The 24,322-nt window shown below is 43.8% G+C and carries 21 protein-coding genes and 1 riboswitch; of the genes, 12 read left to right on the top strand and 9 right to left on the bottom strand.

Annotation, left to right across the window (positions count from 1 at the left end; translation table 11 throughout):
* Positions 1–34 precede the first annotated feature (34 nt).
* Both KPL72_RS01490 and KPL72_RS01495 read right to left on the bottom strand, forming a co-directional pair.
* Positions 35–1,066: an ABC transporter substrate-binding protein gene (locus KPL72_RS01490; RefSeq protein ID WP_219701466.1), complete on the bottom strand. Its 1,032-nt coding sequence runs from the start codon at positions 1,064–1,066 to the stop codon at positions 35–37.
* A 185-nt stretch (positions 1,067–1,251) separates the two neighbouring features.
* A complete protein-coding gene (locus KPL72_RS01495) occupies positions 1,252–2,277 on the bottom strand; it encodes a LacI family DNA-binding transcriptional regulator (RefSeq protein WP_219701467.1) in 1,026 nt (341 codons plus the stop codon).
* Between the two features lie 307 nt (positions 2,278–2,584).
* Between KPL72_RS01495 and KPL72_RS01500 the strand changes: the two genes are divergently transcribed.
* The 3 genes from KPL72_RS01500 (at position 2,585) to KPL72_RS01510 (ending at position 5,595) form a co-directional block, all read left to right on the top strand.
* Complete coding sequence (locus KPL72_RS01500; RefSeq protein WP_219701468.1) at positions 2,585–4,570, top strand: HAMP domain-containing methyl-accepting chemotaxis protein; 1,986 nt, start codon at positions 2,585–2,587, stop codon at positions 4,568–4,570.
* A 118-nt stretch (positions 4,571–4,688) separates the two neighbouring features.
* A complete protein-coding gene (locus tag KPL72_RS01505; protein ID WP_212917227.1) occupies positions 4,689–4,931 on the top strand; it encodes a DUF1272 domain-containing protein in 243 nt (80 codons plus the stop codon).
* Positions 4,932–5,124: 193 nt separating this feature from the next.
* Positions 5,125–5,595 carry a hypothetical protein gene (locus tag KPL72_RS01510; RefSeq protein ID WP_219701469.1) on the top strand — a complete coding sequence of 157 codons (471 nt, stop codon included), beginning with the start codon at positions 5,125–5,127 and terminating at the stop codon, positions 5,593–5,595.
* Positions 5,596–5,690: 95 nt separating this feature from the next.
* Here KPL72_RS01510 and KPL72_RS01515 read toward each other — a convergent pair whose 3' ends face one another.
* The 5 genes from KPL72_RS01515 to rarD all read right to left on the bottom strand — a co-directional run bounded on the left by KPL72_RS01515 (position 5,691) and on the right by rarD (position 11,897).
* Complete coding sequence (locus KPL72_RS01515) at positions 5,691–7,070, bottom strand: histidine-type phosphatase (protein WP_249422038.1); 1,380 nt, start codon at positions 7,068–7,070, stop codon at positions 5,691–5,693.
* 145 nt (positions 7,071–7,215) lie between these two features.
* Positions 7,216–8,022: an ATP-grasp domain-containing protein gene (locus KPL72_RS01520; RefSeq protein ID WP_212917229.1), complete on the bottom strand. Its 807-nt coding sequence runs from the start codon at positions 8,020–8,022 to the stop codon at positions 7,216–7,218.
* A 134-nt stretch (positions 8,023–8,156) separates the two neighbouring features.
* A complete protein-coding gene (locus KPL72_RS01525) occupies positions 8,157–8,594 on the bottom strand; it encodes a hypothetical protein (RefSeq protein WP_212917230.1) in 438 nt (145 codons plus the stop codon).
* 230 nt (positions 8,595–8,824) lie between these two features.
* Positions 8,825–10,813 carry a phosphatase PAP2 family protein gene (locus KPL72_RS01530; RefSeq protein ID WP_219701470.1) on the bottom strand — a complete coding sequence of 663 codons (1,989 nt, stop codon included), beginning with the start codon at positions 10,811–10,813 and terminating at the stop codon, positions 8,825–8,827.
* A 169-nt stretch (positions 10,814–10,982) separates the two neighbouring features.
* Positions 10,983–11,897 (bottom strand): EamA family transporter RarD, encoded by a 915-nt coding sequence (gene rarD / locus KPL72_RS01535; protein WP_219701471.1) that lies wholly within the window; start codon positions 11,895–11,897, stop codon positions 10,983–10,985.
* A 223-nt stretch (positions 11,898–12,120) separates the two neighbouring features.
* A riboswitch (FMN riboswitch) is annotated at positions 12,121–12,317 on the top strand.
* Between the two features lie 122 nt (positions 12,318–12,439).
* On the opposite strand from rarD, the gene KPL72_RS01540 reads away from it, so the two are divergent.
* The 6 genes from KPL72_RS01540 (at position 12,440) to KPL72_RS01565 (ending at position 19,934) form a co-directional block, all read left to right on the top strand.
* The gene (locus KPL72_RS01540; protein WP_219701473.1) at positions 12,440–13,366 is read left to right on the top strand and encodes a DMT family transporter; all 927 of its coding nucleotides are present in this window, start codon (positions 12,440–12,442) and stop codon (positions 13,364–13,366) included.
* 145 nt (positions 13,367–13,511) lie between these two features.
* Positions 13,512–14,414 (top strand): EamA family transporter, encoded by a 903-nt coding sequence (locus tag KPL72_RS01545; protein ID WP_219701475.1) that lies wholly within the window; start codon positions 13,512–13,514, stop codon positions 14,412–14,414.
* Position 14,415: 1 nt separating this feature from the next.
* Positions 14,416–15,399 carry a GlxA family transcriptional regulator gene (locus KPL72_RS01550; RefSeq protein ID WP_219701478.1) on the top strand — a complete coding sequence of 328 codons (984 nt, stop codon included), beginning with the start codon at positions 14,416–14,418 and terminating at the stop codon, positions 15,397–15,399.
* Positions 15,400–15,543: 144 nt separating this feature from the next.
* Positions 15,544–16,761: an MFS transporter gene (locus tag KPL72_RS01555; RefSeq protein WP_219701479.1), complete on the top strand. Its 1,218-nt coding sequence runs from the start codon at positions 15,544–15,546 to the stop codon at positions 16,759–16,761.
* 187 nt (positions 16,762–16,948) lie between these two features.
* Positions 16,949–19,099: a dihydrolipoyl dehydrogenase family protein gene (locus KPL72_RS01560; protein ID WP_219701481.1), complete on the top strand. Its 2,151-nt coding sequence runs from the start codon at positions 16,949–16,951 to the stop codon at positions 19,097–19,099.
* A 4-nt stretch (positions 19,100–19,103) separates the two neighbouring features.
* Complete coding sequence (locus KPL72_RS01565) at positions 19,104–19,934, top strand: DUF547 domain-containing protein (protein ID WP_219701483.1); 831 nt, start codon at positions 19,104–19,106, stop codon at positions 19,932–19,934.
* Here the strand turns inward: KPL72_RS01565 and KPL72_RS01570 are convergent.
* On the bottom strand, positions 19,929–20,837 hold the full coding sequence (locus KPL72_RS01570) for a LysR family transcriptional regulator (protein ID WP_219701485.1): 909 nt from the start codon (positions 20,835–20,837) through the stop codon (positions 19,929–19,931). The two genes, KPL72_RS01565 and KPL72_RS01570, sit on opposite strands and share 6 nt — an antisense overlap.
* 129 nt (positions 20,838–20,966) lie before the next feature.
* Here KPL72_RS01570 and KPL72_RS01575 point away from each other — a divergent pair, with 129 nt between their 5' ends.
* From KPL72_RS01575 to KPL72_RS01585, 3 genes are all read left to right on the top strand, one after another.
* Positions 20,967–21,689, top strand: a complete 723-nt coding sequence (locus tag KPL72_RS01575; RefSeq protein ID WP_219701487.1) for a sulfite exporter TauE/SafE family protein — start codon at positions 20,967–20,969, stop codon at positions 21,687–21,689.
* Between the two features lie 179 nt (positions 21,690–21,868).
* Complete coding sequence (locus KPL72_RS01580; protein WP_219701489.1) at positions 21,869–22,396, top strand: YgjP-like metallopeptidase domain-containing protein; 528 nt, start codon at positions 21,869–21,871, stop codon at positions 22,394–22,396.
* 299 nt (positions 22,397–22,695) lie between these two features.
* Positions 22,696–23,430 (top strand): oligogalacturonate-specific porin KdgM family protein, encoded by a 735-nt coding sequence (locus KPL72_RS01585; RefSeq protein WP_219701491.1) that lies wholly within the window; start codon positions 22,696–22,698, stop codon positions 23,428–23,430.
* A 117-nt stretch (positions 23,431–23,547) separates the two neighbouring features.
* On the opposite strand, the gene KPL72_RS01590 is transcribed toward KPL72_RS01585, so the two are convergent.
* Positions 23,548–24,213 carry a 7-cyano-7-deazaguanine/7-aminomethyl-7-deazaguanine transporter gene (locus KPL72_RS01590; RefSeq protein WP_212917250.1) on the bottom strand — a complete coding sequence of 222 codons (666 nt, stop codon included), beginning with the start codon at positions 24,211–24,213 and terminating at the stop codon, positions 23,548–23,550.
* Between the last annotated feature and the right edge of the window lie 109 nt (positions 24,214–24,322).

The raw sequence follows: 24,322 nt of genomic DNA on the forward strand, positions 1-24,322 counted from the left end.
CAGATCTCAGGAAAACCAAGGTTCGTCTGAATGATTAACGAGGTAGAGATTTGATCTCATTGTCCCACCGTTGCAGCAAATGTTGGCGCGTGTCCGCAGAGCCGTATTTGGCAAAGTCGTAATCGATCAGTTTTAGCGTATCGAAGTCAGGCGCACCCGGTGGCGTTGTCGCTGACTTGTTGGATGGTACTTGGTAAGCATTGGCTTTTTCAGCCATGGTTTGAATATCTGGGCGCAAGGCAAACTCAGCCCAAATTTTCGCTTCTTTCAGATGACGAGCACCTTTGACGATACTCATTGAGCCCACTTCATAGCCTGTACCTTCACAAGGCGCGACGGCTTTAACTGGGTAGCCTTTTTTCACTTGTTTTACTATGTCGTGAATAAAAGTAATGCCGATGGCGGTTTCTCCATTGGACGCGGCTTTAATCGGCGCCGAGCCGGACTTTGTATATTGGTTAATGTTTTTATGCAGTTGAGCAAGGAAATCGAAAGCTTGATCCTCTCCCATCATTTGTACAAAGGTCGCTAGAGCCGTGTACGAAGTGCCAGATGAGTTCGGGTTGGCTATCTGCACTTCCCCTTTGTAAATCGGCTTGGCTAGATCTTTCCAGCATTGTGGGGCAGGCAATCCTTTGGATTTTAGGATATCTTCATTGTAGCCAAAACCCAGCGCACCAGCGTAAACCCCGACAGTGCGGTAGCCCGATACTTTCGCTTGGTTTTGTGCCCAATTCCTTAGGTTTGGGAGCGCTTTAGGTTTATAAACTTGAGTGAGCTTTTCCGCTGCGGCTTGTAGATGAGGATCGCCAGTACCGCCCCACCAAATATCAATTTTGGGATTTTGAGCTTCAGCACGTAGCTGTGCATAAGCTTCGCCAGAACTCTTACGAATAAGAGAGACATCAATACCTGTTTCTGCTTCAAAGCTTGTTTCCATCAAGCTACACCAATCGGTATCTGTGGAGCAAAGAACATTTAGCTTACCTTTGGCCATAGCGGGTGCGGCGCAAAATGTCGCCGCTGTCGCGAAAGCAAGGCTAAGGATATATGGAGAGTTTTTCATTTTTATATTGCCTCCTGATGTTTTAAATAGTTGTGCATACGTATGAACAACAAAATAAGCATACTAGGCAAATCTCGATAACGAAAGGTAAATTTCAAAAATAATTTAAGGTGAAATAAAAATTCTATTGTGGTCAATAGGTAACGTGTTTCGGTCGGTATAAATAGTATGTTTTGTTTTCTACGTTAGTTCGTTATGGGCTTGGCTAAAGTAGAGCGATAGATTAGTTCCGCGGGAATCGCTTGCTTACTGGGTACTGAGGTTGGGGACTTTAATCGGTTTAATAGGGTCTGCACCGAAGCTTTTGCTATTTCGGTTGAAGATTGTCTAACGGTCGTTAAGTCATAGGCCTTAAAGCTGGCTAGGGCTATGTCATCGCAGCCAATGACTCCGATAGACTGCATTTCTTTGGCTGTTACGAATAGCTTAGCGGCATCTAGAAAGCCACAGGCAATATGATCCATGCAGAAAAAAACGCCGTCCGGTTTATGTTGTGAGGTTAAGATTTTGTCTGCAATTTGATAACCGCTGTCATAGTTCCCAGCTTCACACAACACTTCTGTAGCTCGAACTTTTTCACTGTTTAGGAAAGGCGCTAAATAATTTAAGAAACCTTTGACGCGCATTACGCTACTGAAGCTTGGCTTTTTAGATCGTACGACGACAAGGTTAGTTTTACCTGATTTTATAAACGCTTCAGCCGCCATGGCTCCAGCACTTTCATTATCTAAATTAACGATGTCTGCTTCATCGGAATGCTCTGTACGATTTACCAATACCACGGGAATAGCGTGTCTTATAAAGGCTTTTCCAATGTTTTCACTGGGTGTCCCTGAGGTAATTATCACACCGCTAAGCTGATATTGAATCAGTCCGTGTAGCTCTTCGTCTATAGTTTCTTTATCAGACACATCCATGACCATGGGGCGAAGCCCGCTATTTTGCACTTCAACGATCAACTTATGTAGGAACTCTGAGCGAAAAGGATCTTCTAAACCAGCCGTGACAAGGCCAACGAGATCGCTACGTTTTTTTATCATGGTTTGTGCGGCTTTGTTGATTTGATAGCCCAGCTGTTCGGCTGCGGCAAAAACTCGCTGGCGAGTAGTTTTTGAGATTCGACTATTGGGGTCAAAGCTACGTGATACAGTAGATTGCGATACGCCCGCTAAAATAGCGACATCAGCAGAAGTGGCATTGCGTTTGTTCATGTGTTTGCTCTGATCCATTTTGTTCAAGAAAGCTTGTGTTATTTTGTGGTGACTTGTTATGCCTATGATACAAACGATAAGTCGCGCACCTATGGATAAGCTGTCAGGTTAAAACATTTAGGACAAAAAAGGTTATTTTTAAATCTGTAGTAACAATTTTGTCAAAGTGTTCGTTAGCATAAAAAAGGCTTTCTAGTGCTCTGAAGGTGTCGATTACAAATAAATACAATTTTTTCGCATCACATTAGATAAGACCTTCTATTTTTGAATAACGGACGTCTCGTTATTCAAAATGGGGTTAAAGGATATGCTCACCTTCGCAAAAAAATTATATCTAGGTTTTTCCATTGTAATTATTCTTTTAGCCTTAGTCGGATCTACGGCCTATTTTGCGTTAAACAACGCATCGCATGGTTTTGAGGAATATCGTTCTCTGGCGCGAGCAACTAACGCTGTTGGCAGGGTTCAAGCCAATATGCTGATGGCTCGAATGGAAGAGAAAAGCTACATTTTAACGGGCAATGAAAAAGACAAAGAGGCATTTGATGTTTATTGGGGAAAAACTCAGACATTAATCAACGACGCGTCGAATGATCTTAATAGCCCTGAAGATATAAAAATAATCAGTGAGCTAGAAGGCTCATTAAACAATTACGTTACTGGCTTTGAAAAGGTAGTCGCTTTTAAAGCACGAAGAAACGAATTGTTTAATAATATATTGAGTGTTTCAGGACCTTCCATAGAGAAAAACCTTACTCAAATACTGGTCTCTGCAAAAAATGATAGTGATATGTCCGCTGCTTACAATGCGTCATTAGCAACAAGAAGTTTGTTGCTAGCGCGTTTATATGTCATGAAGTTTTTGGAATCCAATGCCCAAGATGCGGTTGATAGAGTCGATCAGGAATTTTCGGATCTTGAAGTACAATTAAAAACACTAGAAAGTGAATTAAAAAATCCAGCCCGTAAAGCATTGTTAAGTAAAGTTATTCAAGATGTTACGACATATCAACAGGCCTTTTCCGAGTTAGTTTCTGTGATTGTAGCGCGTAATGCAATTATCAATGAGACGTTAAACCCTGTCGGTTCTGTTGTTACCAATATGACAGAAGATCTCAAGCTATCTATCAAGAAAGAACAAGACTTGTTAGGGCCTCAGTTAGTAGCAAGTAATACGACGGCAGTTTATGTTATTGAAGCGCTTGTGGTGATTGCCATTCTGTTAGGTGGCGCTGTGGCATGGTTGATTACTCGTGCGACAACAACGCAATTAGGTGGTGATCCTGCGTTGGTGACCAATGTAGTTCGCAGTGTCGCAGCAGGCGATTTAGAAATTCGGTTGCCAAATAATAACGAGCAAGAAGCGAGTTTATATGCGGCGATCCGAAACATGGTGAAGAGCCTAAAAGCTAAGGCGGTTTTAGCACAAAAAATAGCCGATGGAGATTTGACAGCTACTGTGGTGTTGGCTTCAGAGAAAGACAGCCTTGGGCAAGCGTTGCAAGATATGGTGAAAAACCTAAATACGATTCTTATGGATATTCAAAATGCTGGAGATCAAATTGCCGCAGGTAGTTCGCAAGTGTCCATTTTTAGTCATTCTCTTGCAGAAGGCGCTACCCAGCAAAAAGACAATTTGCAGACTATTTCTGCCGCATTAGAACAGTTGTCAGTACAAACCAGTGAAAACGCTGAAAGTGCTAAAGAGGCCAATCTGCTAGCGGATAAAGCTCAAAAAGCGGTGGTTGAAGGACAAGCTCAGATGCAAGAAATGGTCATAGCAATGAATGAAATTAAAGACGCTGGAGAAAGTATTGCTGGCTTCATCAAAACCATTGATGAGATAGCCGAGCAAACCAATTTACTGGCGCTTAATGCGGCGATTGAAGCTGCCAGAGCCGGAGAGCAAGGACGAGGTTTTGCGGTTGTGGCCGATGAAGTGCGAGGCTTGGCTTCTAGAAGCACAGGAGCCGCGGCTGAAACGGCGAAGTTGATACAGCTATCATCGTCTAAGACCGCAAATGGTGTCGCTATTGCTGAAAGCACAAATAAATCCCTTCAGGCAGTGTTTGACGGTATTAGTGAAACATCGGCTATTGTTGCGAAAATTGCCTCTGCCAGCGGTGAGCAAGCTTTGGCTGTGAATGAAGTGAGCCGTGCCATGGTTTCTGTTGGTGACGTTGTAGAATTAAATGCAGCGGGTTCCGTTGAAGGTGCTGCCGCAGCCGAAGAGCTAAGCGGGCAAAGCGCCGCGATGAAACAGACGATGGCGCGCTTTACACTGGCAAGTTAAGCTGACCATTATTTAGTTTTTTTGAACACCACTAAGGTCTTAGGTTTTAGTGGTGTTCTTCATGTTATGTTGGCTTGCTTCTAATCTGTTCGTGCTTAAATAAGTTGGAGGGAGATGTATGTTAGAACTAAGGCCTAATTGTGAGTGTTGCGATAAAGATTTACCCCCGTCCGCCGAAGATGCAATGATTTGCAGTTTTGAATGTACCTTTTGTCTCGATTGTGTCGATACAATGCTTCCTAATGGCCGTTGTCCAAACTGCGGTGGTAATTTTGCCCCAAGACCTATTCGTCCGGCGAATAAATTGACGAACAATCCCCCTTCTACTGAACGCGTAATTTCTGACTGTAAAGCCAAATAGCCGCGGTGGCATATTGAAGACGTCATGCTATTTGTGTATTTAGCGGTTTAGAATATCGAAGTAGTGTCGATAACTATTTACAAGATATTCTTGATTACGCTCGTCTTAGTGTTATTTTATGCAAGTGATGCTTTGTCGTCTATTGAGCGTTTGATCCGCTTTACAATAATAATAAGACGAAAGGAGAAGGGCTTTGAAGGTATATAAAAACCTCATCTTTGCCATCAATTTACTCTGTTCACCTGCGTTATTGGCGGCGAATGTTTCTATTAACGAGCTTAATTCTTGCGTGGCTCTGGTGGATTTTGTTGATGCCAAATTAGATAACTTTGCTAGCCATCATGCAGTAGAAGATATGGCCGTGGTTCATAGCGGCTTGTCTGCCTATAAAGATTTTCTTCAAAATGACGTTATTACGCCAAAATTATTAAGCATGTATGGTGGAAATGAAGCGCAAGCCAAGCTAATGCAAAAGCTGTTTGATCGCCAAAGAGCGACTTTTTTTAAGCATCTTAGTGAGCGTTACACAGAAAAAAAACTCTTCACAGAATATGCCGCAGCTATTAATGATTGTACGGCAAATACTCGGATTAGACCTGACGTTGCTAAGCCATTGCACACAGCACTTGATAAGATGATCGTCATGGCAAGACAAGTTCAGTGACTTTTATGAGTTCTAGGATAAAAAATAGCCATGGTGCGAAGAAGCATCATGGCTATTTTTTTGATCATAAGGTTTGGTATTGCTTTACCAAATCATTATTTACCGTAGCAGCGGGTTAACTCAGAAAATTGATAAAAATAGCTGTCAGCACTAATAGGTTTACAGCTGTCTTTAAAGGCGGTTTCTTTCTCGTTATAAAGCATTTTCACCAACAAGCCACCGGCTTGGTTGCGATAAACATCCCACTGAATATTGGCACTGTATGGTGATACCCAACCGCCACGCCAAGGGCTAGTTTGCAACGTATAGCCAGCGTCACGAGACACGCCAGCTTCACTGCCTTTTAGCTGCATTTGTGCGGCAAATGGAATAATCGTTTCGGCATGGGCAAAGCGTATTTTTGCAGCTTTGTTGTTTGTTCCATCTTGAATACTTTTGATCTCATTGAAAAAATCATCTTCTAGAACAGACGCCATTTTATAGGTGATATTGGTATCAGAGAAGCTTGGGCCTTTCTCATAGAAATCTTCCCCGTCCAACACATAAGACAACCATTGAGATTCTTTAGGTGTGACGAACTGGGTGAAGTTCCATGGCTGTTCGCCTGCTTCATCAGCTAACCCTGGAGCAATTAGGTAAAGATTAAAAAGTTGGATCGCCGCTTCCACATCGTTGTAAACGGTTGGTTTTTTCTTGCCAACTTTGACGAAAGACAGTTTGCCTTCAGCAAGCTGGTCAACAAAGGCTGGCGTGTAAACGCGCTCTAGCATTTCTCTTGCGACTTGCTGGGTTTTCGGCTGGTCAAATAGATGACCGATGGCTTCGCGTAGCTGCGGATTTTCATCTTTATAGTCTTGATAATCTTTATTGTTGTCTTGCTTGTGGAAGTACAGCTGAGCTTTATTTTTAACGGGTTTGCTGATCAGTGGCGCTAAAGCTGGGTTAACGTTTTCTAAGCCTTGAACGAAGGCTAGACCACTGTCTCTTGCACGATCTTGTCCTGAATACTCAAAGGCGATGTTTTGCTTGTTTTGTACGGCTTGATTTAACAAGCTGGCGTTGCGCTGCGCCATACGCTCACCGATTTGAGTTTGTTCTTGATTGCCCAGCTCAGATAAGTTGCCGTAGCCCATTTTTACGTTGGCGGCCATGAGACGCTCAATTTCAGTGCCTAAGCGCTCGCCTAGAGGTGTTAGTGCGTTTTGCTCTTTGGCGGCTTGCCAAATTTTCAAGCTGATGTCGTCATATTTAGGGCTAGAAAGCGCGCGCGAACCGTGCCGAGCTACTAACTCTGTGTAAACCAGTGTGTAGCTTGCTGGAACGGTGCTGTAGTTTTTAGCGCTGTCTTGGGGAACATAAACGGATTTAGTTCCATAAACATAGGTGTCAGACGCTGTATTTGATGTGGTACCAAAGGAGCTGCAGCCAGCTAATGCTAGCATGCCGATAACTGGAATAAATGCTCTAGTATTCAAAGGAGAGTCCTTGCTAACGAGTGATTTTTGTATCTGTTATTTTAGCCGAATTATATGACGCAACGATGACGAAAAATTTCTCGTGAGCAAATTTGTGTACTATTTTACACAAGGTATGATTATTCGTTCATACCTTGTGTCACATTTAAAATCCACTGGGTTGATCTATTAACATAGCGGTTGTTAACAAATGTTGTTCATTTAGGTAATTGAGCAGCTCGTTATTCACATCCTGTTGAATAGTTGGCAAACCTTGATTGCCAAAAATACGATTTATTTCAATCACATAAGGTACTGATCCGACCATGGCGATATCGAACCCTGCGTGGTTGATGTCCAATGATTCTGCCAAATAAGTCACTAGGTCTTGGGCTTCTTTTGGAATCAGAGCGACTTCTACTTGGCCTCCTTGGCTGATGTTGTTGTGGAAACCGTTGTCTGACTGTAGACGCCAATAACCGCTGACAATTTTATTGCCGACCCAAATAACGCGCATGTCTCTGTCTATTGGTAAATATTCCTGCACATATAAAACGTCGGTTTGAGCAACATAATCGCGCCACTGACCAATCGTTTCTATGAGAAATACACCATTTCCCATGCTGCTGCGTGGGATTTTAGCCACAAAAGGTGATGGCATTTCATCCCAAATTTTTTCCGCCTCATAAGGTGTGTTGGCGGAAATAATCGTATAAGGATGTTGTTGTGGTGCGATAGTACGAAATGTTCGCGTCATCTCGACCTTGTCGTGACCAATCATGTATGACGCAAGGCTTGGAAAAATGCGTTTCTTAAGTCCAAAAACCAAAGCGGTGAGCTGCCAATATTGTGGAAATAGCAGCCAATCGGCTTCTTTGATTTCCTCCAAATGATCGTACATAGATTCAGGCTTTATGTATTTAACCTGAGGTAAGTGGAGGGTTCTTAGGGCGTCAAACGAGATGATCTTCATTATGTATAATCAGTAGCCAAACATGCCGCGATTGTGAGGCTTGGAGGTTAAAAAAGAAACAAAAAAGAGAGCGATTTTACATATTTTTTTAGATCCAAAAACACTCTCTTTCTAGCATCTTTATTCTGCAAATATTAGTGTTCTCTAGGCGCATATTTGAGAAATACACCAAGAGAAATCAGCAGGAACCCCGCACTGGCGACAATCGCCACCGGATAATACAAATTTCCTGCCATATCAAGTTGGCTGTATTTAATCACCATGATGAGACCTTCTAAGGCCATGCCAACACACACAGTGCCTATAAAACGCGGTAACGTACGTCTTAGCAGGACAATAACGTCATGCTCGTTATCACTGCCGTACTCTTTATTGATGACCATCGCCAGTTCAAACACGGCAATAGCAATGATGTTGGAATTGATAATTTTGATGATAACTTGGGTAAGGCTTTCGCCGTGACGATATTCATTGATGGCGCCACCAAAGCTGGCAAGCACCACGAAACCCGAAAGTGTGAAGAAAATAGTTGCGAATGTTTTGGCAAAGGTTTTTTGGATATTAATACTCATTGGAAGAAACCATCTTGTTGGAGATATTCCTAACAATAGGGCTTTGTGAGTGAATAAATAGACTGATCAATACGTTACCGCGAAGCTTCCTTGTTGATGACGGGGAAACTGCAGTCTTTACGGATTGTTCTTGCTCGCAAAAAAGTAATGGCCACAAAGAAGGGAGCGAAGAGAAAAAAGAAGAAAAGACGAACGATTAGACTCGCCTTTTCTTCTGATCGGTTAGAAAGTTATTCTTTGACTAACAGTGTCAGTCCTGTGTCGTCGTATAGGACTGATGCTTTAAAGCCTTCGGTGATGACTTTGTCAAAGGTTCCTTCAAATTGATCTGCTGAAATCAGCTTGATGCGATCTCCAGCAACGGGCTTGCTATGTTGCGGTTTAACGACAATATCGCCGCCAGTAATGACTGCTTTGCTGTTTACCTTTAGTTGCTCTTGCTTAGTTTGTGAAAGTGACAAGGTAAGCACACCGTCTTGCTGAGTGTAATTATTCACCGTAAGCCCAGTATTAACGAGCAACGAGCCGCCTTCTACAAGCACATTACCAGAACCAAAAGCTTTGCTTGATTGAGCCTCTAACGTGCCTTCTTTCAGAATTGTGCCACCTTCATAGGAATTATTCCCCGTTAAGGTTAGCCAGCCCGAGCCTTGCTTGGTTAATAAGCCGTTGCCACTAATATCGTTGCGCCACCAATCATGAGCATTGAAGCGGCCTTTTGATGCGTCCATGGTGACAGTCACATCGCCTAGAAACGCGCCATAACCATCGGAAGCTGTCACGTAGTCTAAGCGGCCCCAGCCATTTGATTCATCTAGTACTGGGTAACCAGAATCAATGGATGTGGTATAAAGCACCGCGCGACGTTGTTCTGCAGTCAGATAAGGTTGGCGAGTTTCTAAAATAACTTCAGCACCTTTTGGCACAATAGGCGCTTGACCAACGTTGCTCTTGTCTTGAGTAAAACCATAAGTCATGCGAAAGCGGTATAGCGCTTTGTTGTGATCATGGTCTGCCCAGCGATCATTGTTGTCCGCTTGGTGAGCCAGTTCGTAAAGCGATTGGCTGCCAGAGAGTTTTGAGAAATAGTCTGCTGAGTTCTCATAAGCTGCTTGTTTGAGTTCAGAGTTTTGGCTATTGGCCAGTGCTGCTGCGGCAACGACTTGAGATTGAATACGGCCGCCGATGACATCGAAGGGGGAATGCATGCCTGCCACGATACGACTCTCACCAAGTTCAGAGCCACGAGTGACCATCTCTGCGAATCGTTCTGGGAAAGCGTATGCGTAGGCCCAGGACGCTAGGTATCCTGCGTTGGTGTGACCGCTTGGGAAAGCGCCATCTTTGCGTCGGCCATCTTGGGCTTTGCGTCGTTGATATTTAAGTGAAGGAACAATAGCGACGTTGGTATCGTAAAGCTCGAATGTTTTATCACCCAGAGTTTCTGTATCTGCCACGCCATCTTTATTAGCATCCAAGGGGATGACTTGTCCTTTGTTATTCATGCGCCACGGGCGAGGTGAAGAGAATACATACTTTGATGGTGAGGTTGACGCTGAACTTTCCCGTAGCAAATGTACTAAATCAACGACTTTGCCTAGCTCAGAAGATGATAAGCCTTTTGCCTTGTCATCGTCACCGCCTTCGGAATAATCTAGGGTTGCGTTGGCGTCAAAATAAGCTGGATCGGACGATGCTCTAGTGACATCGCTAATTGTATGAAGAGGTAAATTCGAACTTGCTTGAGCGCCTTTTATATAGGCATTAGCAAGCGGGCCAAAACCATCGATAACACTGAAGTTCTTATCGCGACGATCATCTAAATAAGCATCCAGCGTTTGCTGATAAGTTCGATGATTAGTCACTTTCACCACATAAGCGATGTTTTCTTGCCAAGCCGTTTTATTGAGGATTTTTTCCTGACTAAAATCCGCGGGACCTTTGCTGTTTGCGCCACCTTTTGCCCATTGTTCATCGCCTTGAGTCCATACCTGATTAAATCCAGAAAGCAGTACAAGAATCGGATTATAGGCTGGATTGTATTTATGCTCGTTGCCGTTGTTTGCAATATTGTCTACGGCGGGTAGAGGAAGGGAAACGCTTGGCTCTGGCACGCTTTGCTCATAACCCAGACCTGTTGGCATATTTGTGGGTGAAGCGCTTGTTGATTGCATGCTTTGTTGGCTTGCACAGGCGCTAAGTAGCGCTATGGTGCTCATGGCTAAAGCCATAGGTTTTAGGACCGTGTTAACGTTTAAGTGCCTTGTTTTCATAAGCTAGAGTCTCCATTTTTCTATTTATTAATACATCTCACTTACAGGTTACATTAGGGTTATTAACGTTTTATGAGAGGAGATAACTCATCATGAGTCATCTCCTTCGAAAAGCTTAGATAGTCTCTTTCGGGGTAATCAGTTTTGCAGCTTTGGTTTTGCGAATGCGGCGAATAGAATCCACAATTAGCATGGCAAGCGCTGACCAGATCAGTACAAAGGTGGTGAATTTTTCAGGGCTGAGTGGCTCGTCGTACAGAAATACTGCTAGGAAAAACATGCCAGTTGGCCCTATATACTGGAAGAAGCCAAGCGTCACCATACTCACTCGATTCGCAGCGGCTGCGAAGCACATTAGTGGCACCATGGTAATTGGCCCTGAGGCGAATAACAGCCAATTTACAGTGCTGCTGTTTTCAAACATATTGGCACTTGGTGAGTCGCTGAGCATTAAATAGGCGAGAGCGAAAGGCAATAAAATAGCGGTCTCAATAGCCATCCCTGTGAAACTATCGACGGCTACTTTTTTACGCACAAGACCATAAAAGCCAAAGGTAATAGCCAGAGCCAAAGCGATCCAAGGCAAAGAGCCAAATTGAATCACCTCAAAAACAACCGCGCAGAAGCATAAAATCACCGCGGCCTTACGAACTATATCTAACTTTTCTTTGAAGAAAATCACGCCTAATAAAATACTAATGAGTGGGTTGATGTAATAACCCAAGCTAGCACTGAGCATCTTGTTATTTTGTACTGCCCAAATAAAAGTACCCCAGTTAAAAGCAATAAGCACGGTCGAAACCAGCATAGCTAATAAAGTCTTGGGCGAACTTAGTACGGTTTTTAATGCCTTGGTGTAACGCAGCAGAATAATTAACACAAGAACCAGTAGGCATGACCAAATAACACGATGTGCGAGAATTTCTTGGGCAGGGACAAACGACATTTCTTTAAAATAGATTGGCGCGATGGCCCATAAAATAAACGCCGTTAACGCGTAGAAAATGCCACTTTTGGAAGAAGTTTGCATTGAAGCCGTCCTGTTCAATGATTATTTTTTTAGGAAAGAGAGTGTATATCAATACTGGTTAAATGGTCAGATTTTTGTTTGAGCCTTTGCTCGCAATATACTACAAAGCAATTTAGTACAAAGGCCTCACTAGGTTTTATATTTGACTTTTATTAGTGTGAACGCCGAACTCATTGCCTAAGCAGGATGATGGGTTTAAAGTTAGACAGTAAATTTTTACATTAATCGAACTTCGGGGCGGGGCGAAATTCCCCACCGGCGGTGATTTGATGAGATTGAGAAATCTATCAACAGCCCGCGAGCGCCTTGTTTCTTACTTTAAGAAAAGCATCTTAAGAAATGCCTTTTAAGGAGCAAGGGTCAGCAGATCTGGTGAGACTCCAGAGCCGACGGTCATAGTCCGGATGATAGAAGTCGACCAAGCTTTTGTTACGCCTAATGGTTGGTTAGGTGTATCTGAACTGTGCATTTTCGTGTGCAGATCTTGGTACTATTCGTTCTCATCACCCCTGTGCATCTTATTTTATTTGGAGAAACCAAAGATGGCAGGCACTTTCTTTATCATGATCGCGTGTTTCACGTGGGCACTTGATACCTTAATTCGTTACCCCTTGCTGGGTGCGGGTTATTCCACTCTGCAAATTGTTTTAATCGAACACCTTACCTTAGTGCTGTTTGTCAGTCCTATGCTATGGCGCTACCGCCATGTTTATCGTCATATGTCGATAGGCGGCTTTTCGTGCTTGTTTTTTATTGGCGGCATTGGTTCTGCAATGGGTACCTTGGCGTTTACCGAAGCCTTTCATTACTTGAATCCAACTGTGGTGATCTTGCTGCAAAAATTACAGCCAATCGTGGCAATTTTGTTGGCTTATTGGTTGCTAAAAGAACGCATTGAAGGGCACTTTGTGCAATGGGCAGCGGTCATCTTATTAGGCAGCTTCGTGATGATGTGGCCAGACTTACGTCAACTGGGTGACGCACAATGGCATTATTCAAGCGACACCACGAGCATTTTAAAAGGTTATGGTTACACGCTCATTGCGGTCATCGCATGGGGGGCGGCAACGGTCTGTGGCAAGTATTTGTCTTATCAACACATGCCAGCCAACGCGATCATGTCAGGCCGTTTTGTGGCTGGATTATTGGTGTTATTACCAATGGCGTTAGCACAGTCTGATACCTTGGTCGCGATGAAATCGATTGATCTTAGTCTTGCCGTTGCCATGGCGTTGCTCAGTGGTTTTATCGGCATGTGGTTCTATTACCAAGGGCTGAAAACGGTTCCCGCGCAACTTGCTACCTTGGCTGAACTGTCTTTCCCTGTATTCGCCGCTGCCATCAACTGGCTTTTCCTTGATATGGGCTTAACGGCTTATCAAATCATCGGCGGCTTGATGTTAATTCTTGGCAACATCGGCTTGCGCATGAAAGAACTGAGAAAAGCGGAACTAGCGACAGCGGTTTAGTAGTTTTTATTACTTATTTTTAAATGGTCTGGGAGATTATCTGTCAGACCATTTGTCATGTCCTTTTTGACCCTACGGTCTGTCCTCGTTTAGATTAAGTTGCGATTTTATAATGCTTCTATCAAATTTAATGGTGGAACGTATTATGACGTTTAAAGACAGTATCTTGGCTCTGGTGATTATCCTCGCTTGGGGGTTAAACTTTGTGGTGATTTCTTTTGGCCTTGGTGAAGTGCCGCCATTGTTGTTGGGTGGGTTGCGTTTCTTAGCAGTGGCGGCGATTGGTTGTCTGTTGGTTAAACGGCCAAATATTCCGCTCAGATGGTGGTGTATTTATGCGCTGCCAATGGGGTTTATGCAGTTTGCCTTTTTGTTTATGGCGATGGCGAATGGTATGCCCGCGGGACTGGCGTCTTTGGTATTGCAGTCTCAGGCGTTGTTTACCATGATATTCGCCTTGGTCTTTTTGAAAGAAGGTGTGCGGTTCCATCAAGTGCTGGCGATTGTTTTAGCGGGCAGTGGTTTGCTGATGATTGCGCTAGTGTCTGGCGTGGGCGATATGACGTTGTTTGGCTTTATCCTGACCTTGTTCGCCGCGGCGAGTTGGGCGATGGGCAATATTAGTGCTCGTACAATGAGTCAGAAAGGCTACTCGGTAAATGTGAATTTGGTTATTTGGAGTGCTTGGGTTCCGCCCTTGCCTTTTTTTGTCTGCTCTTGGTTTATGGAAGGGCCTGAGTTGATGCAATCGGCTTTACTTAGTATGAGTTGGGTGTCTATTGGCGCTTTGGTTTATCTTGCTTTGGTAGCGACTATTTTAGGCTACTCTTTATGGGGATATTTAATGAGCCGTTATCCTGCCAGTCAGGTTGCGCCTTTGACCTTGGGTGTGCCTGTCGTGGGTTTGAGTTTTGCGTCGATAATATTGGATGAAAGTCTATTACCACTACAATGGATTGGTGTGTGTTTGGTATTGATCGGTCTGTTGGTGAATACTTTTGGAGCTCGGCTTTTCTTTCAGATAAAAACAATTTTCAAAGAGGCATAAGGTGTCGGCGATAGCTAAGATTCATGTCTATTTTATCATGCTACCAAACAGTGTTTTGTTGGATACGATTGGTCCTGCGGAGGCCTTTCAATATGCGAATCGGTTTGCAGTAGGAGCTGAATGTGAGAGGTTGAAACAATTCGAGCTGCATTTTATTGGCCCTGAAGCAAAGATTGAAAATACCTTGGGTTTGACTATTCAAGTGGCGCCATTACCCGATGTTATAGAGGCTAATAGCTGGGTTGTAAGTACCGGTTTGGCGGGTGAATTCATTGATTTGGATTCGTCTTGCATGGAAGCAACTGTGAACTGGTTAGGTCAGCAGAAACATTGTATTGGCCGCTATATTAGTATTTGTGCGGGGACTTTATTGTTTGCTAAGGCTGGTCTTTTAGACGGACGAGTCTGTACGACTCACCATATGCATATAGACGAACTGCAAGAGGCAGCGCCTAGCGCTAAGGTGCTTGCTAATCGATTGTTTACTGTAGATGGTGATTTTTATAGCAGTGCTGGTGTGACGGCAGGTATTGATTTAGCTCTGTATCTAATACAACAGGAATTTGGCTTTAACTGTGCGAGTCAGGTAGCGCGTCATATGGTGCTGTTTTCTCGTCGTGGCCCCAATGATCCGAGTCAATCTCCGTGGTTAGAAAACCGCAATCATTTTCACCAAAGTGTGCATCGGGTACAAGATGCCATTCAGGTTGATCCTGCTCGGAATTGGTCACTGGAAAGCTTGGCCGACATTGCTCAATGCAGTCCGCGTCATCTCGTGCGCTTGTTTAAAGAAAGTGCTGGCCTGACAACACGTGAATATATTCATAAACTTCGTCTGACTTTAGCGATGCAATTTTTACAAAGTTCTTCTCTGCCTATAGAAGATGTCGCAGAACGTTGCGGCTTCGACGATCCAAGGCAGTTTCGTCGACTTTGGGCGAGACATCACTCACTTCCTCCTTCTCACTATCGAGAAAAGCAATAATCATTTTTCTCTATCTATTAGAAATACCTGCCCATCTTTGGTGCTTTTTGCTTTAGAATAGCGCCCATAAATTGTCCATTAGGTCAGCTTTTTGTATCTCTTCATGTGCATATGGCTTGATTAATATTGTTAAAAGGAAAATCAATGTCCAGCTCTTCCTCTACTTCTAATAACTTCTCAATCACTGAGCCTAAAACCCAGTGGCTGGAAGTCATTTTACTTTGGATCGCGGGTATTTCTGCGGCGATGCAGTTTGCCAAGTTCTCTGTTTCGTTTGATGGTTTGCTTGAGCATTATCAAATGGGTGCGACGTCAACAGGAGCGGCGCTTTCCGCAGTGGGGATTGCTGGTTTGGTGTTCGGCGTGTCGGCGGGCATGATCGCCAGTCGAGTCGGTTATTTGAAGGTATTGGTGGGCGCTTTACTGCTAGGCGGTTGCTTGTCTTTGATTCAATCCACTCTGCCGCCTTTTAATCTGTTATTTGTGACACGCATGTTGGAAGGCTTTTCTCAGTTAGGTGTGGTTGTCGCGGCACCAACTTTGATTGCCAAGTTAAGTGCGCCACAACACAAGTCTTTGACCATGGGGATTTGGGGCACCTTCTTTGGCGTTGCTTTTGCGTTATGTGGCTGGGCTGGGAAGAATATTTTAGATCAATATGGTTTGCAGACTTTATTTTTAAGCCATGGCGTTTTTATCACCACAATCGGTGTGGTGTTGTTCTTCAAGCTAAGAAAAAATCCGGTTTTGGATTTGGTACCAGTGACAGAAATGCAGGATGGCTTCTTGAGACAGATGATAAAAATTTATCGCAATCCTCGCGCTTTATTGCCTAGCTGTGTGTTCTTGTTTTATACCTGCACACTTGTATCTGTGTTGACTTACGTGCCTGGTTTGATTGGCGATTCGACACTACAGAAGTTGATGATGGTTGTGTTGCCACTCATTAGTACTAGCGGTACTTTTTTGGCGGGCGCCATTGCGCAATATCTGATGCGTCCGCAAAGAGTCGCATTGATGGCGTATTTTGGCGTTGCCAGCAGTGCGGTAGTTTTGTCATTAATCAGTGGCTCGGCTGAACTCTTCTGTGTTGTGGTTGGTGTGATGGTGTTGTTTCTAGGAATGGTACCTGGCTCTGCGTTGGCGATGATTCCAACGCTTGCTCGTAACCCAAGTGAACAAGCGCAAGGTTATGGCTTACTCGCTCAGTTTGGTAATATTGGTGCGACGGTTGGGCCACCGACGTTCGCAACGGCAATCGCGGTTTATGGTCTTTCTGGCTTGGTCATATTAATTTTGTGTATTTGCTGTTTTGGTGTGTTATTTAGCCTTTGGGCTGGCCGTATTAAAGCCGTTTTATAAGCCGCGATTTTTCTGTTTGCCGCGTTTGAATCTGTCAGACGCGGCTTCATTTTCTGCTCTTAGTGTATTATTGAAAAAATAATCCTTCTTGCTGTAATAATTCCAGTCTGTATTCTGTCTAACTACCATTAACGAATTGATTAATTGTATTTTCCCCGAGTCGCAAGGCTCTTTCGGAGTTTGACGAATGAAAAAAATTGGATTGCTGGTATTGATTGCCGCATTGTTCACGGGCTTTTTCTATTTCGATTTACACCAGCTATTAACGTTAGAAGGCTTGAAATCGGGCTTGGTGCGATTTGAAGAGTGGCGTGCAGTCAGTCCGTTCTTGGTGGGGGGAGGGTTCTTACTCTTATACGTCATTGTGACGGCGTTGTCTTTGCCTGGTGCGGCGATCATGACATTGGCGGCTGGTGCTTTGTTTGGTTTGGCTTGGGGCACGCTGATCGTGTCTTTTGCCAGTTCCATTGGTGCAACACTGGCGTTTCTGGTTTCTCGCTATCTACTTCAAGACACAGTGCAAAAACGCTTTGGTGATCGTTTAAAAGCCTTTAACGAAGGCATTGCGAGAGACGGCGCCTTTTATTTATTCACCCTTCGTCTTGTGCCTATCTTTCCTTTTTTCTTGATTAACTTGCTGATGGGTTTGACGACCATCCGTGCTTTTACTTTTTACTGGGTCAGCCAAGTGGGTATGTTCGCGGGCACCTTGGTGTACGTCAATGCCGGAACTCAGCTTGGCCAATTGGAGAGTTTGTCGGGCATTTTGTCACCGTCTTTACTGTTGTCTTTTGTCTTGTTGGGTGTGTTTCCGCTTATTGCGAAAAAAATCGTCGATGTGGTGAAAGCGCGCCGTGTGTATGCTGGATTTAGCAAACCAAAATCCTTTGATCGTAATTTGATTGTCATTGGTGCGGGTGCTGGTGGCTTAGTAAGTGCTTACATAGCGGCGACAGTAAAAGCCAAAGTCACCTTGGTCGAAGCCCATAAAATGGGCGGTGATTGCTTAAATTATGGTTGTATTCCGAGTAAGGCATTGATCAAAAGTGCGAAGGTCGCACATCAAATGCGCCATGCTGAAAACTATGGTTTGAACAGCAGCGAGCCGACCTTTTCGTTCAAAAAAGTCATGCAACGAATCCACGATGTGATCGCAAAAATCGAACCTCACGACAGCGTTGAGCGTTACAGCAAAATGGGTGTCGATGTGGTGCAAGGTTATGCCAAGCTGATCGATCCTTGGACAGTAGAAATTCAACGAAATGACGGCGACACGCAACGTTTGACGGCGCGCAGTATTGTGTTAGCAACTGGCGCTCGTCCTTTTGTGCCAGATTTGCCCGGTTTAGAAGAGGTGGGTTATTACACCAGCGATACCATGTGGGAAGCCTTTGCTAAATTCGATGAGCCGCCGAAGCGCCTTGTTATATTAGGCGGCGGCCCGATTGGTTGTGAATTGGCGCAGAGTTTTGCCCGTTTGGGATCGACGGTGACTCAAGTCGAACGTTCGTCTCGCATTATGGGGCGAGAAGACGAAGAAGTTTCTGCTCTGGCACAAGAAAGCTTAATCCAAGATGGCGTGAACATACTGACGTCACACAATGCGCTGCGCTGTGAGAAAGAAGGCGAAGTTAAGCGTCTGATTGTTGAACACGATGGTCAAGAGTCGGTGGTGGAGTTTGATGCGCTGATTTGTGCGGTTGGTCGTGAAGCGCGCCTTGAAGGGTACGGTTTGGAAAATCTGGGGATTGAAACCAAAGGCACCATTGTCACTAACGATTATCTGGAAACCCTTTATCCCAATATTTTTGCCGCAGGTGATGTGGCGGGGCCTTATCAATTTACCCATGTGGCCGCTCATCAAGCTTGGTACGCGGCGGTGAATGCTTTATTTGGTACCTTTAAAAAATTCCGTGTGGATTATCGAGTGATTCCTTGGACCACCTTTGTTGATCCTGAAGTGGCGCGAGTGGGCTTGAGCGAGCAAGACGCGAAAGACAAAGGCATTGCTTATGAAATGGTGCGTTATGAACTGGATGATCTGGATCGTGCCATTGCAGACAGCGCCGCAAAAGGCTTTGTGAAAGTGTTGACGGTACCCGGCAAGGATAAGATCTTGGGCGTGACCATTGTTGGCGAGCACGCTGGGGATTTGTTGGCCGAGTTTGTATTAGCAATGAAACATGGTCTGGGTCTGAATAAAGTCCTCGGCACGATTCACACTTACCCAACATGGGCAGAAGCCAACAAATACGCCGCTGGTGAATGGAAGCGTGCTCATGCTCCTCAGCGTATTTTGAATTGGCTGGAAAAATACCATACTTGGCGTCGAGGTTAAGTTCATGAAAAAGCTTCGAGTACTGGTTGTTACGACGCTGCTTAGTGTCACTTTATCTGCGTTGTTTAGCGCACAGGTGAGCGCACAGGTGAGCGCAAAAGGGTTTGATCATCAAGTATGGGATACCTTGCTAAAACAGCATGTGGTGGAGCTCAAGGGCGGTCAGGCAAGCCAGGTGGATTACCAAGGTTTTGCCGATAATAAGGCCGAACTGGATCGCTACTTAGCGGATTTATCTAAGGTGAAAAGCGGTGAGTTTGATGCTTGGCCGAAAGACGAGCAATTGGCGTTTTTGATTAATGCTTATAATGCGTGGACTGTAGAATTGATCCTGACAGAGTGGCCTGAATTGGATTCGATTAAAGACCTAGGCGGCTTTTTTAGCTCGCCGTGGAGCAAGTCATTTATTCCGTTATTGGGTGAAACGCGCTCTTTGGATGATATCGAACATACCTTGATTCGCGGCTCTGATCGTTATCGAGATCCGCGTATTCATTTCGCGGTGAATTGCGCCAGTATCGGTTGCCCTGCGCTACGAAATGAAGCTTATACGGGCAAGCATTTAGATACTCAGTTAGAAGAACAAACGCGACTTTTCCTGCAAGATCGTAGCCGAAATCGGGCCGAAGCGGACAACTTGTTGCTGTCTTCGATTTTTAAATGGTATCGAGGAGACTTCGAAAAAGGCTGGCAAGGCTATGCGTCGTTGGAGCAGTTTTTAGTCGATCACGCCACCGATTTGTCTTTAACCTCTGAAGAGATTCAGAAGTTGAAAGACAAGGATATGAGCATTCGTTTCTTAGATTACGAGTGGTCGTTGAATCGTACTTTATAAATCGCTTCCCGTGCTGTTAGCGAAGCTCTTCATCATTTCCCAGAATACGTTCGCTTGCGAACTTTGGGTTTGATGGCGTAAGCGAATCATAAAAATAGGCAGCTGATTCTGTGAAGTGAAATTTTCCACTTCAATCGGCACTAGTTGTCCGTTATCCAATTCTGCCTGAATGCAATGCTTCGGCATGCGTGCCCAACCAAGTCCGTGCACCAACAAGGTTTTCTTCGCTTGAAAGTCGTTTACGTACCAGCGTTTGCCTGTCGGTAAAACGTACCTGTGGCCATTTTCTGAGGCATTGGCCGTGGTGTCGTTGACCAAAATTTGGGGAATGGCGTACAGGGATTGTTGCTTGATCTTGGTGTCGCTGGTGTTAAGCGTAGCGAGCAATTCTGGGCTGATCACGGCCATCATGGTGATTTTGTTGAGTTCGATAAAAGCATGTCGGTCATCGAGTCCGTATCTTGGGCCAATGGCGATTTCACATTTGTTCTTGGCGAGCTTTTCTTGCACGCCATAAAGGTGATCTGTGGTGATGTCTAAGGCGATATTAGCGTGCTGGTACTGAAAGGCTTTAATGCGTGACATGCAGTCATCGTCTAACGCCATTTGACTTAAACAGAGTTGCAGTGGCGCTTCTGTGCCTTGGGCTAGGTCATGGCCTAGGTTTTCCAGTTGTAGAACTTGTGACATGAGCTTTTTGCTTTGTTGGAAAAAAGCATGTCCTTCGCTGGTCAGTGTGGGTCGATAACTGTTTCGGTCAAATAGCAAAATGCCATATTGCTCTTCTAAGGCTTTTACGGCCGCGCTAATGCCTGGTTGAGTTTTGTGAATGGCGTCTGCGGCGGATCGAAAACTGCCCGTTTCGACCACGGCAATAAAGGCTCTTAATTGATCCAGTTTCATGATGGTCTCAAGATGATTATTAATTTGGATCGTTTTGATAATAAAACGAGATTATTTATTGTTCATTATTTGCCGTATTATTGCACGCATAAAACGAGTTATGTCGTGAGATATTTGAAGGAGTGGAACGTGGACATTACGGTTATTGTGTTATTTCTAGCGGGTTTAATTACCGGCTTTTCTAAATTTTCTGTTGGCGGCATGGGATTATTGGTCCTGCCTATTGTGATGATTGCTGTCCCAGGGCCCGAGGCGTTAGCTATTTTATTACCTCTGTATATTATTACCGATATTATGGCGGTGTTTAGCTATAGGTCTAAAATCGCTTGGTCTGTTTTAGCGCGCTTTTTGCCTTTGGCTTTTCTCGGGGTGTTTGTCGCCAGCCATTTCCTCGCAAACATTAACGCGGAGCAGTTTGTGAGCTTTCTAGGTGTGATGATTATTGCCATGATTGCGCTGGGCCTTTATCTAGATTACCGCCCAACGTCTTTTATGCAGAAGCCGCTGGCGGCTTATTCCATGGGGTTTATTGGTGGCATTGTGACCATGATGGCCAACGCTGCAGGGCCGATATTTAGCCTGTTCCTATTGGAACAAAAGCTCGATAAAGAAACTTATGTCAGCACCCGCGCGTGGGCATTTTTCATTATTAACGTGGTAAAACTGCCATTTTATATCAGCCTTGGCTTGCTTTCAGTCGAGAGCACAAAAACCAGCTTATACGCGGTGCCTGGATTGGTTATAGGTTCTTTCATCGGCTACTACGTATTAAAAAAAGTGAACCCAATCCAATTCAAATGGTTAATTCGTATTATGTCGACCATTGCCGCCGTGAAATTGTTTCTTTTTTAGCGGCTTAAGGTGCGTACAAAAAAGCAAGCACAAAGTTCTGTTCTGAGATTATTATGCGTTCGTTTGTTCCGTATTTATGGGGTAGTCGGCAAGTTTAGTAGCTTTCGGGTTTAAACTCGTTTTTCCTTATGAATTCTGTCAAAATTACCGACCTTGTAAGCCACTTAGTAACAGAGTATATGAGCCAAAAGAGTCAAGTTAATGACGTGAAAAACTATCTTGGTGCTTACAGTGCTCAGGTTCAGCAACAGGCTCAAGATCTTCTTGAATCCGAAAAATCCGGTCCTTGGTTGTTAAAAAAATACCCTGACGTTCATGGGCTTAACGGAACTCGTGCTTTGTATGAATACGCAATGGATCTCAAAAATGAGTTTATGCGTAGCTCCCCGCCAATCAGCAAAGTCATTTATGACGATAAGATACACATCATCAATAATGCCCTTGGGTTGCATACTTTCGTGTCTAGAATGCAGGGCAATAAGCTAAAGGCGAAAAATGAAATTCGTATCTCGTCTTTATTTCGTCGGATTCCTGAACCTTTATTAAAGATGATTTTGGTGCATGAACTCGCACACCTCAAAGAAAAGGGCCACAACAAAGCCTTTTACAAGCTTTGTTGTTATATGGAGCCCGATTATCATCAGCTAGAATTCGATCTGCGTTTATATTTAAGTCATCGTGACCGATTTGGTGATCTTTGGTCTTAATAGTCTATTTGGTCTTAATAGTTTAAACATACAAGCTTCTTCCTTTTCTGCTATTCAATACTCATTTCTCATACACTGCCCTCGCGATAGAGAGCATTTCTTGACACTAATTTACGCTTTCTTAATTTTTACACTTTTGTTGTAAGGCCCTATTTTTCTGGCTTTTGGGCTGAATAAATCCTCATTTTTAAAACATTGTTTTATTATTTTTACCTTTACATTACAAAAATACTTCCAAAAATAAAAATATAGAGTTAAATTAAAATCTCAACCCTATAAAAATAAAACGGTGTTTTGATATGAAGATGAAAATTGTATCTGCGGCAGTCCTCATTGGACTCACTAGTGTTGCAGCGCATGCAACAACGATTAATATTCGCCATGAATATGTACCTGAATACGATGGGCAAGATGCAAAACATGCTGATCGTATTGAAGTCAGTCATCGATTTGCCAATGGAATCGGTTTTGGCGTGGAAGCAAAATGGAAAAGTCAAAATGAAGATGCGTTTGGTGAGCAGACTGGTAATGGTCAGCAAAGTAACATTAGCTACCGATATAAAGTGTCGGATACGATCACTCTAACGCCACAGTATAAGTGGGAATCTGGTTCTGATAAAACGGGTCACCAGTTCAATTTAAGCCTAGGCTATAAAGTTAATGACGATTGGTCAGTTGGTTTCCGTCACCGCTATCATTACGAGAATGTCGTTGGAAAAGATAACTCTCATTATAACCGTTGGACTTTTTCTGCTGGGTATAAAGGTATTGAAGATTGGGCGTTTGGCGCAGACCTTGATTATACCTTTAATGAAGAAAGTTCTGGCCCAAGATGGAAGGATGATAAGTCCGCTATCTCTGAAGTTAACTTCAAAGGTGAGTATAAAGGCTTAAAAAATGGCTGGAGCCCTTTTGCTGAGCTAGGTTTTGTGCCTTATAAGTCTGGCGATACTTACAACTTCAATGGCGAATCAGTAACAGCTAATGACAAATGGCGCCCACGTTACAGAATAGGCGCTAAGTATACCTATTAAGCGTATCAATATTTAATTAATGCACTGTAAAGGCCTATTTTTTCCTCCCTTTTAGATAGGCCTTTATCTACGCAGTGTTTTTTAACCTTCCTGCTAATCCCCTAAATTAACTTAGTCTTATGCATTTGCCAAAGTAAAGTCTGGTTTAATTGAGGTGATTTTCTTGGTCAGATAATTCAACAGTACGCCGTATATTGGGATAAACAAACCAAGGCTAATGATGAGCTTAAAGCCAAAATCCGCTAATGCAATTGCTTGCCAATGTTGGGCCATAAATGGGTCTGGGCTTTGGTAAAAAGCGATGCCGAAGAACGCCAAAGTATCTAAACCATTCCCAAATAACGTTGATGCTGCTGGAGCAACCCACCATTGTTTAAGCTGACGTAGGCGATTAAAGACTTGAATATCAAGTACTTGACCAAGCAGATATGCCATCAAGCTGGCAATAGCTATTCTTCCGACAAATGTATTTATCGACGATAAAGCCTCAAACCCTTGAAACTCTCCTTGAGCAAATAGAACTGACAATACGTAAGAAACGATTAGCGATGGAATCATCACTAAGAAGATGATTTTTCGTGCCAATGCCGCGCCGAAGATTCTTACGGTGAGATCTGTTGCTAAAAAGATAAAAGGAAAAGTGAACGCACCCCAAGTGGTGTGGAACCCAGAAACCGTGAAGGGAATCTGAACTAGATAATTGCTAGAAGCAATGATTAGCAGGTGAAACATCGCAAGGTAGCACAGTGCCTTGCCTTTTTGTTCTGAGGTAAAAGTACTCATATTTGTGGCCTTTTTCGTTTGATTGGGGTGAGGGAACCCAAATTTAAAATTTTATAACGCTCTTTGCATAGACATTTGACCATAAGGTCAAATGCGGAGCGGAATTATA

The organism is Marinomonas lutimaris (genome assembly GCF_019426345.1).
In the GTDB taxonomy this organism is placed as follows: domain Bacteria; phylum Pseudomonadota; class Gammaproteobacteria; order Pseudomonadales; family Marinomonadaceae; genus Marinomonas; species Marinomonas lutimaris.